Genomic DNA, 11,600 nt, shown 5'->3' with positions numbered 1-11,600 from the left:
GCGTTGGACGGTGATGGGAGTCCGCTGAGCGGGCGGACCTGCGGCACTGACTAACGTGCTGGTTGGTGGCTCGGGACGGTGGTGGTGAGCGTGGGAGGTGGGGAGGAGTGAGGGTTGGACAGTGGTGGCGGTCCGCCGGTTGTCGGGGCACGAGCGGGAGGAGCGCGATGAGAGGGCGGTGTTTGCACGCTGGTACGGCGGTTGGCCGGGTGCTGGTGTTGAGCGAGCCGCTGTCGTTGTGGGGTGGGGCGGACGCGGCGACCGGGGTGATCACCGATGAGAGGCACCCGCAGTGTGGGGAGTTGCTGGGTGGGCGGATCGTGGTGATGCCGGGGAGCCGGGGGTCGTCGTCCAGTGCGAGCGTGCTCGCGGAGATGCTGCGGGCCGGGGTCGGCCCGGCCGGGTTGGTGGTACCGAGGGCGGATCCGATTCTGGTGATCGGGGCATTGGTGGCGGAGGAGCTCTACGGGCGAGGGATCCCGATCGTGGAGCTGGCCGACGTCAGCGAGTTGCGGCAGAACACGTCGGTCCGGGTGACCGCCGTAGGCGAGCATGCGGTGATCGAGGAGGAGGCGTGATGGTCAGGCAGTTTTCGGGGGAGGACGTGTTGGCGGTGCCGGCTGGTTCGGTGGTGGCGGGGATTCGGCGGGCGGCGGTTGATCGGCGGACGGTGGAGCGGAGTGTGGCGCGGTCGGGGTTCCGGGCGCCTGGGGGTGAGTTGTTGTTGATGCCGGCGGCTGATGACGGGCTGACCGGGGTGAAGATTGCGACCGTTGCGCCGGACAATCCGGCGCGCGGGTTGCCGCGGGTGCAGGGTGTGTATGTGCTGTTCGACTCGACGACGTTGACGCCGGTTGCGGTGATCGATGCGGTCGAGCTGACCGCCGTACGGACTGCCGGTGTGTCGATGGTCGGCATCGCGGCGCTCGGTGGTGCTGCCGCGCGGACGGCGATTGTCGGGACGAGCGTGCAGGCGCGGGCGCATCTGCGGCTGCTGGTTGAGCTTGGGTGGTGCAAGGACTTCACCATTCACGGGCGTCGTACCGAGGCCGTCGACCAGCTCGCTGCCTACGGCCGTTCCCTCGGCGCCCAGGCAAAAGCCGGTACGACGGGCGATCTGACCACTGCCGGTCTCGTCATCTGCTGCACGTCGGCGTCAACGCCCGTGGTACCCGACACGCTGGCCCCAGACGTGATCGCCGTGGCCGTCGGTTCGCACACGCCGACGGCGGCCGAGCTCCCGGCCGGTCTCTTCAAGGACGCGCAGGTTGTTGTCGAGTCCAAGACCGCGGCAACCACCGAGGCCGGTGACGTCATCCAGGCGGTCGCAGCCGGCGTACTTCCACCCGACGCAGCCGTCGAACTCGGGGCAGTGCTGCGCGGCGACGTACCGATCGACCCCACGAAACGGCGGATTTTCAAGAGCGTCGGGATGGCCTGGCAGGACCTCGCGGTGGCGACAGCCGTTTTTGAGAATGAGATTTCGGAAAGGGGCTAGCGAATTAGCGCACCACGCGAGAGGGTGTCCGCATGACCGATCTCGAACGTGATGCCGCCGGCGCGTTGATCGTCGGCTTCGCCGGTACGACGGCCCCCGACAACCTGCTCCGGGCTGTCGAAGACGGGCTTGGTGCCGTGATCCTGTTCACCCGCAACGTGGTGAGCACCGAGCAAGTGCGAGCGCTGACCAGCAGCCTGCGCGCGGCGCGCCCGGATGTCATCATCGGGATCGACCATGAGGGTGGCGAGTTCAGTCACCTCGGCCCGGCCAATCCGTTTCCGCTCTCGTCGCCGCGGACGCTCGGCGATCTGGACGACGTCGACCTGACCCGGGCCTCGGCGCGGGATGCGGCCGCGACGCTCGCCTCGCTCGGGATCGACCTGATGCTCGCGCCGTCGATCGATGTGAACAGCAACCCGGCCAATCCGATCATCTCGACGCGTGCGTTCGGTACGACGGCGGAGCTGGTCGCGCGGCACGGTGTGGCGTTCGTCGAGGGGGTGCGTGAGGCCGGGGTCACGTCGTGCCTGAAGCACTTCCCGGGGCATGGCGACGTGGCCGTCGACTCGCATCTCGAGCTGCCGCGGGTGGACCGCTCGGTCGAGGCGGTGCACGCGGTCGAGCTGTATCCGTTCAAGGCGGCGATCGCGGCCGGGGCCGAGGTGGTCATGAGCGCGCACATCGTCTTCTCCGCGTACGACGATCAGCCCGCCACACTGTCGCACCGGATCCTGACCGGGTTGCTGCGCGAGGAGTTGGGGTTCGAGGGCGTGATCACGACGGATGCTCTCGAGATGGGTGCGATCACCAAGAACCAGTCGATCGAGGACGCGGCGGTGGCGTCGATCCGGGCCGGAGCCGATCTCGCGATGATCGCGATCGGGGCGGCGGATCCGCAGGGACTGACGAAGCACATTGTCGATGCTGTGGGCAACGGTTCGCTACCGGCCGAGCGGGTTGCCGATGCCGCACGACGGGTGCGTGCGCTGGCCGCATCGCTGGGGGAGCGGAAGCGGCAGACCGAGTTCGACGGCGCGGCGGTCCGCGAGGTGGGCGAGCGCGTGGTGGCTGGGCAGACCTTCCCTGCGCTGGGCCCGGCGCCGTATGTGATCGACCTGACGCAGGGGCTGCACCCGGCGTGGCACCCGTACTTCAGCGGCCTGCCGGAGATCTTCGCCCGGATCGCGCCGGGCTCGGACGGTGTCGTGCTGCGTGACCAGCATCGGTTGTCGGAGAAGGAGGCTGCGCTGTTCGAGGATCATCAGTCCGAGGACGAGCAGTCGGATGATGCGCTGGCACGAGCGGCCGCTGCGGCGGTGGGTCGGCCGCTGGTGATCGCCGTACAGGACGCAGGCCGTACGCCGTGGATTCGGGAGGCGCTGGAGTTCTTGCTGCAAAGGCGGGATGACGTCTTCGTCCTGTGCACGGGGATTCCGGAGGATCAGGCGCTGGTCCCGGCCGGGGTGCCGTCGGCAACTACTTCAGGCCGGAACGTGATTGTGCTGGAAGCGGTCGTGCGGGCCCTCACGCGGGACGCGTAAGGACCAGATCCAGCGCGTGCTGCTCGACATAGTTGAGCGCGTGGCGGACGGCGCCGACCGAGACGATCGCGTCGCCGAGTGAAGACACCGCCACGCGCGGCGGCGTACTGGTGTATCCGGCCAGCTGCTGCTCGATATCCGGCAGCAGCTGTCCCGCCGCCTCGGCCACCGCACCACCGATCACAACCAGCTCCGGATTGACGAGAATCGCCAACGTAGCAACGACTCGTGCAGTCCGGGCCGCCACCGAACGAAGGATGCCCAAGGCAACTTCATCCCCAGCAGCAGCCGCCGAAAACACCTGCTCCGCGGTGACCTCGGCAACGCCTCGCAAGCTCGTTTCGACCGCCGGATCCGCGAGCAACTCCAACGCTTGGTCCCGGGCTATGCGGGCGATGCCGTGGGTGTCGCCTACTCCCTCGACCAGTTTGAGGTAGAGCATTTCGCCGGCGCCGCCGCGGCTGCCGTGGAGGAGGCGGCCGGAGTCCATTAGGCCGGAGCCGAAGCGTTCGCCGGCCAGCAGCACCGCGAGGTCGTCGATGCCTTGGCCTTCGCCGCGCCAGTGCTCACCCAGTACGGCGAGGTTGGCGTCGTTCTCGAGCAGCGCCGGCCAGCCGTGCAACGAGGTGAGGTGCTTGCCCAGGTCGGTGTCGAAACGGCGCCAGAACTCGTCGTCGACCAGGATGTTGCCCGCCCGATCGACCGGGGCGGCGACGCCGACGCCGGCCGCGAGCACCTGGGAGTCGGTGACCCCGGCCACGGACAACGCTTCGACGACTGCCTCGTGCACGAGCGCTGTTCGCTCGGCCGGCGTCTTCACCGCCGACAGGGACCGACCGGATTTGGCCAACGTCGTACCGCGGAGGTCGGCGAGGAGGACCGTGGTGCGCCCGGCGCCGATGTCGATGCCGAGCACATACCCGGCCCGGCTGTTGAACTCGAACCGCCGAGACGGCCGACCGACCGCGGTGTCATCGCGACCGGGGTCGAGCTCGACCACCCAGCCCATGTCGATCAGGTCGTTGCAGACCGCGTGCACGGTGGCGCGGGTGAGGCCGGTGGCCTGGATCAGGCCGGTTCCTGTCATCACGCCGGCGGTGGAGAGCACTCCCAGTAGCTTGCCTGCGTTGACGCGGCGCAGCAGGGCCGGAGTCGCGGCGATGACCGGAGCGCTCGTCATGGTGACCCCCTCTTGACCTCACTGTAGATCCGCGCGCAGAATACTGCAGAACCTAAATTTAGAGTCTATATTAATCACAAAGTGAGGCACTTGTGACCAGTCCGCAGACGGCTGACCCCGACTGGTGGCGGCAGGCTGTCGTCTACCAGATCTACCCGCGCAGCTTCGCCGACTCCGACGGTGACGGCGTGGGCGACCTGCAGGGCATCATCAGCCGCGTCCCGTACCTGATCGATCTCGGCATCGACGCCGTCTGGCTGAGCCCGTTCTACCCGTCCGCGCTGGCCGACGGCGGGTACGACGTCGACGACTACCGCAATGTGGATCCGCGGCTCGGGACGCTCGACGACTTCGGCCAGCTGGTCGAGGCGCTGCACGCGGCGAACATCAAGCTGATCGTCGACATCGTGCCGAACCACACTTCCGACCGGCATGTCTGGTTCCAGGAGGCACTCGCCGCCGAGCCCGGTACGGCGGCCCGCGACCGCTATATCTTCCGCGACGGGGATGGCGAGCAGCCGCCCTCGGACTGGGACTCGATCTTCGGCGGCTCCGCCTGGGCGCAGACCCCGGACGGTCAGTGGTACCTGCACCTGTTCGCGGCCGAGCAGCCCGACCTGAACTGGGCGCACCCCGAGGTCCGCGAGGACTTCCTGACCACGCTGCGGTTCTGGTCCGATCGTGGGGTCGACGGCTTCCGCGTGGATGTCGCCCACGCCCTGGTGAAGGACCTGACCGAGCCGTTCAAGTCCAAGACCGAGCTGCCCCGCATGTCCGAGTCGAACGGTGTCCACCCGCTGTTCGACCGCGACGGCGTCCACGAGATCTACCGCGAATGGCGCACCGTGCTGAACGAGTACGACCCGCCGCGTTCGGCCGTGGCCGAGGCGTTCGTGCCGGCCGCCCGCCGTGCGCGTTACGCGAGTGCGGACGGTCTCGGGCAGGCGTTCAACTTCGACCTGCTGCAGGCCGACTGGGACTACGACAAGTTCCGTCAGGTGATCGAGGAGAACCTCGCGCTCGCCGGCCAGAACGGTTCGTCGTCGACGTGGGTGTTCTCCAACCACGACGTGGTCCGGCATGCAACGCGGTACGGCCTGCCTAAGGATCCGACCGGTGGCTGGCAGGACGGCAAGGCGTGGCTGCTCAGCAACGGCACCGAGCCGACAGTCGATGTCGAGCTCGGCCTGCGCCGGGCGCGCGCCGCCGTACTGCTCATGCTTGCGCTGCCGGGATCGGCGTACCTGTACCAAGGTGAGGAGCTCGGGCTCCAGGAGGTCGGCGAGCTGCCCGCGGCGAACCTCCAGGACCCGGCGTACTTCCGGTCCAAGGGTGCCGAGAAGGGCCGCGACGGATGCCGGGTGCCGATCCCGTGGACGGTCGGCGGGCTGTCCTTCGGCTTCGGGACCGGTGGCGCGCACCTGCTGCAGCCGAAGTGGTTCGGGCAGTACTCGGTCGAGGCGCAGGACGGCGTCGCCGAGTCGACCCTCAGCCTCTACCGCAAGGCTCTCGCCGTACGGCGTGGCCTCCAGACCGCCAATGAGCTGGAGTGGAACGACGGGGTCGAGTGGGTGCTGCACTTCACCCGTCCCGGCGGCTGGCAGTCGATCACGAACTTCGGCGAGGCTCCGGTCGAGCTGCCCGACGCGGCAGTCGTCCTGTCCAGCGGCCCCCTCGAAGGCGCCAAACTCCCCGGCGACACCACTGCCTGGTTGATCTAGCAAGATGGGCCTCGTGAACCCGAGGCTCGCCGACGTCATCGCCGTACTCGACCGGTTGTACGACCCGTCCTGGGCTGAGTCCTGGGACGCGGTCGGACTGGTGACAGGCGATCTGGATCAGCCGGTACGGCGGGTCCTGTTCGCTGTGGACCCGATGCGGGAGGTGGTGGACGAGGCGATCGCAGGAGACTTCGACCTGCTCGTCACCCACCACCCCCTGCTCCTGCGCGGTGTGAACAGCGTCGCCGCGACCACTCCCAAGGGGCGAGTCGTCCACGACCTCATCCGCAGCAACACCGCCCTCCACGTCTGCCACACCAACGCCGACAACGCCAACCCCGGCGTCAGCGACGCGCTGGCCGCTGCACTAGGCGTCTGCGACACCCGCCCGCTCAACCCGATGCCGGATGGGGATGGGCGGGGCGGCGGGCGGATCGGCGTACTGGCTGAGCCTCTCAAGCTCCGCGACTTCGCGCGGCTGGTGGCGGACAGTTTGCCGCGGACGGAGCATGGGGTACGGGTGGCTGGGGATCCTGAGCGGCTGATCACGACTGTGGCGGTGGTTGGGGGAGCGGGGGACTCGGAGTTTGCCCGGGTCCGGGCGGCCGGGGTCGACGCCTACGTGACCGCTGACCTGCGGCACCACCCGGCGACCGAAGCGCAGGCGTACGGCGCGGGACCCGCGCTGGTGGATGTCGCGCATTGGGCCAGTGAATGGCCGTGGTTGCGGGATGCGGATCGTCTCCTGTGTCAAAGCTTGGCGGCGCAAGGCAGTACGGTAGAAACTCACATCTCTACGCTCTGCACCGACGCATGGACCTTGCGGCTGTGAGAGGCAAACTGAACGATCTAAGGAGCCGACTCTGAACGCCGAGCCCGCCGTCCAACGCCGTCTGCTGGACCTGCAGGATCTCGACCTGCAGCTGGATCAGGTCGCGCACAAGCGCAAATCGCTGCCGGAGCACCAGGCTCTGACCGAGCTCATCGCGGAGAAGTCGGTGGTGGACCGGGAGCTGGTCACCGCGGACACCACGGTCGGTGACTTGCAGCGTGAGCAGAAGAAGGCCGACAGTGATGTCGACCAGGTCCGCCAGCGGAAGACCCGCAACCAGCAGCGGATCGACTCCGGCCAGGTCACCTCACCGCGAGACCTGGAGAACCTGCAGCACGAGATCGGCTCGCTGGAGCGGCGGATCTCCAACCTCGAGGACGCGGAGCTCGAGGTGATGGAGAAGCTGGAGGCGGCCGAGGTCGTGCAGGCCGAGCTGCGGACCCGCGCCGAGGCCTTCGCCGGCAAGCAGGCCGAGCTGGAGAGCACCCGCGACGCCGCGCTGAAGGAGCTCGACGAGCAGCGCGCAGGGATCAACGAGAAGCGCACTGCGGTGCTGGCCGAGCTGCCGGAGCCGTTGGTCAAGCAGTACCAGCGTCTGCGTGAGCACAACGGTGGCATCGGCGCCGCGCCGCTGGTCGGCAAGCGCTGCATGGGCTGCCGGATGGAGCTCGCTCCGTCCGACCTGAATCTGATCAAGGCTGCCGCCCCGGACGCCGTACTGCGCTGTGAAGAGTGCGGCCGGATCCTGGTGCGCACGCCGGAGAGCGCGGCATGACCTATACGCACGTGATCGTCGAAGCGGACGGGGGATCCCGGGGCAACCCAGGACCAGCCGCGTACGGCGCTCTCGTGCGCGACCCGGCCACGGGTGAGGTGATCGCGCAGGACGGCAAGACGCTCGGGGTCGCGACCAACAACGTCGCCGAGTACTCCGGTCTGATCGCCGGACTGGAGCTGGCCAGGGAGTACGCGCCGGATGCCTCGATCGAGGTGCGGATGGACTCCAAGCTGGTCGTCGAGCAGATGGCCGGCCGCTGGAAGGTCAAGCACCCGGACATGAAGCCGCTGTGGGCCAGGGCGCAGGAGCTCGCGCCGTTAGGCACCGAGTGGACCTGGGTGCCGCGCGCGCAGAACTCGGCCGCCGATGCCTTGGCGAACAACGCCCTCGACGGCATCCCGATCCCGATCAAGCCCGAGCCGGTCACGGCCAAGGTGGTCGTCCCCAAGGAACCCTCGGATCTGCAGAAGGCCTTGCAGGGCTGGGGTGCCCAGGTCGAGCCGCCGACCCAGCTGATCTTCCTGCGCCACGGCGAAACGCCGTACACGGCAGAGAAGCGTTTCTCCGGTTCGACCGGAGAGAACCCGGGCCTCAGCGACACCGGTCGGTCCCAGGCAGCCGCGGCGGCCGAGTATCTGGCGCTGCAAGGTGGTGTCGACGCGATCGTCACCTCACCCTTGCTGCGGACCCGCCAGACCGCCGAGGTGGTTGCCACTCGGCTCGGGCTCGAGCCGACTGTGGACGACGGTTGGGTGGAGTGCTCGTTCGGTGACTGGGACGGACACACGTTCGCCGAGGTGCAGCAGAAGTGGCCCGACCAGCTCGCAGCGTGGCTGGAGACGACCACGGTCGCGCCGCCCGGAGGCGAGTCGTTCGACACCTGCGCGCGCCGCGCCCGCTCGGCACGCGACGGCCTGCTGACCCGTTTCCCGGGCAAGACCGTCGTGGTCGTCACCCACGTGACGCCGATCAAGCTGATGGTCCGCTCGGTACTGCAGGCCCCGATGGCGTCGATCTTCCGGATGGAACTCCGCCCGGCCACCCTGACCGAGATCCACTGGTACGCCGACGGCCTCGCGTCGCTCCGCTCCTTCAACGTCGTGCCATAGCTAGTCTGACCCCATGCCATTGCAGAAGGTCAGGTTCGTTGCCGATGTGCCGGAGGTGTTCCGGTCGTCGATGCAGGACATCCGCCGGGAGCTCGACGTACCGGCGGAGTTCCCGCCCGAGGTCGTGGCCGCGGCCCTGGCGGCCGGTACGGCGCCGCGGTTGCCGGCGCTGGATCGGACCGACCTGGAGTTCGTGACGATCGATCCGCCGGACTCGATGGACCTCGACCAGGCGCTGCACATCGAGCGCGCCGGCGACGGGTACGTCGTGCACTACGCGATCGCCGATGTCGCCGCGTTCGTTCAGTACGGCGACCCGATCGACGCCGAGACGCGTCGCCGGGGCGTCACGCTGTACGCGCCGGACAAGCGGACGCCGCTGCATCCGCCGGAGCTGTCCGAGGGCGAAGGGTCGCTGCTGCCCGACCAGGTGCGGCCCGCGCTGCTGTGGACGGTTCCACTTAACGCGCGCGGCGAGACCACTGGTGTGACGTGTGAGCGTGCTTTGGTGAAGTCACGCGCCAAGCTGAACTACGCCGGCGTCCAGCAAGACCTCGATGCCGGCACGGCGTCAGAGTCGCTGCAACTGCTGCGCGAGGTCGGCAAGCTCCGCGAGCAGCTCGAGCTCGAACGCGGCGGCGTGAACCTGCCGATCCCCGACCAGGAGGTCGTCACCTCCGACGACGGCTGGAGTCTGGAGTTCCGCGCGCCGCTGCCGGTCGAGGGCTGGAACGCGCAGATCTCATTGCTCACCGGGATGGCCGCGGCCGACCTGATGGTGAAGGGCAAGATCGGCATCCTGCGGACGCTCCCCGAGGCCCGCAACGACCTGCGCAACAAGCTCGGACACACTGCGAAGGCGCTGGGGATCGACTGGCCCCGCGAGACGACGTACGCGGAATTCATCCACGGCCTCGACCCGAAGGTGCCGGCCCACGCGGCGATGCTCGCGGCCTGCACCGTGCTGTTCCGCGGTGCTGGGTACGTGACGTTTTCGGGGAGTGTGCCGGAGCATCCGCAGCACGCCGCGATGAAGGCCGAGTACGCGCATGTCACCGCGCCGCTGCGTCGCCTGATCGACCGCTGGACCGGCGAGATCTGCCTGGCCTTGTCGGCCGGGACCGAGGTGCCCGCGTGGGTGCTCGAGTCGATGGACGAGCTGCCGAAGATCATGGAGGAGGCGGACCGTCGCGCCAACGCCTACGAGCGCGCGATCGTCGGCATGGTCGAGGCCGGTCTGCTGCAAGATCAGATCGGCGATGAGTTCGACGGCGTCATCACCGACATCGACGACCGCGAACCCAACCGCGGCATCGTCGTCCTCTCCGCGCACGCGGTCGAAGGACGAGTCAGCGGTACGGCGAACCTCCCGCTCGGCAAGGCGGTCCGCGTGAAACTCGTGGAGGCCGACATCGTCAAGCGCAGCGTCAACTTCGAACTGATCCCTTAGGGGCACGATTCGCTGCTCCCGGCCGGAAGTGCTCGACGACGGCCGGGAACCGCGTCCAGGATGGGCGCCATGATTGTGCGCATCTGGAGGACCGGGCTCGACGAGAGCAGAGCGGACGAGTACGAGACGTTCGCGTACGGACGGTCGTTGCCGATGTTCCAGCGGCAGCCGGGTTTCCGTGGGGTGTTCTTCGTCCGTACGGCGACTGGCCGCGCCTCCGTGACGCTCTGGGCGGACCTGGAGTCGGCCGAGGCGCTCGCGAACGCCCCGGAGTACCACGAGACCGTCGCGGCGATCCGGAGCACCGGCTTCCTGCAGTCGCCGCAGTCGGTCGAGCTGCTCCCTGCCGACAAGACCTGGATCGCACCCGACCTGACTACTCCTTGAGACCGGTTTACTCCTTGAGATAGGCCTCGACTGCGGCGGTCGTGCGATTGAGATCGCCGGTCGCCAGGAGGTCGATCAACGCACCTCGCAACATCGCCAGTACGCCGGTACGTCGTGCCTCCGCGGCGTCGGGTTCACTCGCCTTGAGCAGCTCGAGCCAGTCCTCAACCGTCGACCGGCCGTAATCGGCCCACGGTCCGTCCGGCACGACCAGCGACCGCCCGTAGGCCTCGACCCAGAACGCCATCAGTGGCCGGCGTTCCGGCGCGGCCAGCCACGTCCACAGTTCGCGCGCGACGACGGTCAGGCCGGGCGGTTCGTCGTACTGGCTGTCGATCTGGCGGAGCAGGTCGAGCTCGTCGTTCCGGGCGCGGGCGAGCAACGCGCGGATCAGGCCGTCCTTGCTGCCGAACAGGAACAGCAGCACTCGCGGGCTGGAGCCGATCGCGGTGGCGAGCGGTCGCAGCGAGAGGTCGGCCAGGCCGTGGCCGAGCGAGTACTCGTAGGCGCGCTCGAGCAGTTCCTGTTCTCGCGCGGAGGGGGCTGGTTTTGTCGTCGGCACGTGCTTAGTATGGACTACTGAAACAGTCGTGTCAGTAGATTGGACGGACTTTGATGATCAGAAAGCTGGGCGTTCCGGGCGATCTGGGCTGGGTGGTGCAGTCGCACGCCGAGACCTACGCGGCCGAGTACGGCTGGGGGTTCGCCTACGAGACGCTGATCGCGCAGATCGTCACGGCGTACGCGACCGACCACGACGACCGCCGCGAGGCCGCGTGGATCGCCGAGGTCGACGGCGAGCGCGTGGGCAGCATCTTCTGCGTCCGCGGCCCCGACGAAGCCACCGCCAAACTGCGCCTCCTCCTCCTGACCCCAGCCGCCCGCGGCCGCGGCCTCGGCGCCGAACTCGTCGACACCTGCCTGGCCTTCGCCCGCGCCGCCGGCTACAAACGCATGGTCCTCTGGACCAACGACCCCCTCGTAGCCGCCCGCCACATCTACCTAGCCCGAGGCTTCCGCCTAACCGCCACCGAACCCCATGCCGACTGGGGCCACGCCCTAACCGGCCAAACCTACGAACTAGACCTCTAACCCCCACCC

12 protein-coding genes are annotated in these 11,600 nt (G+C 68.5%); 10 read left to right on the top strand and 2 right to left on the bottom strand.

Translation table 11 applies throughout. The features are described 5' to 3' along the window. Positions 1–167: 167 nt before the first annotated feature. The 3 genes from E1261_RS37785 to nagZ are packed head-to-tail and all read left to right on the top strand — an operon-like array spanning position 168 to position 3,042. Positions 168–578 (top strand): aconitase X swivel domain-containing protein, encoded by a 411-nt coding sequence (locus tag E1261_RS37785; RefSeq protein WP_132414553.1) that lies wholly within the window; start codon positions 168–170, stop codon positions 576–578. Then, complete coding sequence (locus tag E1261_RS37780) at positions 578–1,498, top strand: ornithine cyclodeaminase family protein (protein WP_132414552.1); 921 nt, start codon at positions 578–580, stop codon at positions 1,496–1,498. The genes E1261_RS37785 and E1261_RS37780 overlap by 1 nt, the downstream gene beginning before the upstream one ends. Before the next feature lie 32 nt (positions 1,499–1,530). Then, on the top strand, positions 1,531–3,042 hold the full coding sequence (nagZ, locus tag E1261_RS37775; protein WP_132414551.1) for a beta-N-acetylhexosaminidase: 1,512 nt from the start codon (positions 1,531–1,533) through the stop codon (positions 3,040–3,042). On the opposite strand, the gene E1261_RS37770 is transcribed toward nagZ, so the two are convergent. Continuing rightward, complete coding sequence (locus E1261_RS37770; protein ID WP_132414550.1) at positions 3,026–4,222, bottom strand: ROK family protein; 1,197 nt, start codon at positions 4,220–4,222, stop codon at positions 3,026–3,028. The two genes, nagZ and E1261_RS37770, sit on opposite strands and share 17 nt — an antisense overlap. 92 nt (positions 4,223–4,314) lie before the next feature. Here E1261_RS37770 and E1261_RS37765 point away from each other — a divergent pair, with 92 nt between their 5' ends. The 6 genes from E1261_RS37765 (at position 4,315) to E1261_RS37740 (ending at position 10,499) form a co-directional block, all read left to right on the top strand. Then, entirely contained in the window at positions 4,315–5,943 is a 1,629-nt protein-coding gene (locus E1261_RS37765; protein WP_132414549.1) for a glycoside hydrolase family 13 protein, read from the top strand. Between the two features lie 13 nt (positions 5,944–5,956). Further along, on the top strand, positions 5,957–6,775 hold the full coding sequence (locus E1261_RS37760) for a Nif3-like dinuclear metal center hexameric protein (protein ID WP_420814094.1): 819 nt from the start codon (positions 5,957–5,959) through the stop codon (positions 6,773–6,775). A 31-nt stretch (positions 6,776–6,806) separates the two neighbouring features. Beyond that, complete coding sequence (locus tag E1261_RS37755) at positions 6,807–7,550, top strand: zinc ribbon domain-containing protein (RefSeq protein WP_132414547.1); 744 nt, start codon at positions 6,807–6,809, stop codon at positions 7,548–7,550. Further along, entirely contained in the window at positions 7,547–8,662 is a 1,116-nt protein-coding gene (locus tag E1261_RS37750; protein WP_132414546.1) for a bifunctional RNase H/acid phosphatase, read from the top strand. The genes E1261_RS37755 and E1261_RS37750 overlap by 4 nt, the downstream gene beginning before the upstream one ends. 13 nt (positions 8,663–8,675) lie before the next feature. Then, positions 8,676–10,112, top strand: coding sequence for an RNB domain-containing ribonuclease (locus E1261_RS37745; RefSeq protein WP_132414545.1), 1,437 nt, complete (start codon positions 8,676–8,678; stop codon positions 10,110–10,112). Between the two features lie 69 nt (positions 10,113–10,181). Further along, a complete protein-coding gene (locus E1261_RS37740; protein WP_132414544.1) occupies positions 10,182–10,499 on the top strand; it encodes an antibiotic biosynthesis monooxygenase family protein in 318 nt (105 codons plus the stop codon). A 7-nt stretch (positions 10,500–10,506) separates the two neighbouring features. Here the strand turns inward: E1261_RS37740 and E1261_RS37735 are convergent, their stop codons facing one another. After that, positions 10,507–11,061: a TetR/AcrR family transcriptional regulator gene (locus E1261_RS37735; protein WP_132414543.1), complete on the bottom strand. Its 555-nt coding sequence runs from the start codon at positions 11,059–11,061 to the stop codon at positions 10,507–10,509. A gap of 53 nt (positions 11,062–11,114) precedes the next feature. On the opposite strand from E1261_RS37735, the gene E1261_RS37730 reads away from it, so the two are divergent. After that, positions 11,115–11,591: a GNAT family N-acetyltransferase gene (locus E1261_RS37730; protein WP_132414542.1), complete on the top strand. Its 477-nt coding sequence runs from the start codon at positions 11,115–11,117 to the stop codon at positions 11,589–11,591. Positions 11,592–11,600 lie beyond the last annotated feature (9 nt).

The sequence above is a fragment of the Kribbella albertanoniae genome, from assembly GCF_004348455.1.
Classification (GTDB): domain Bacteria; phylum Actinomycetota; class Actinomycetes; order Propionibacteriales; family Kribbellaceae; genus Kribbella; species Kribbella albertanoniae.
This window is presented reverse-complemented; position numbering and strand designations above follow the sequence as displayed.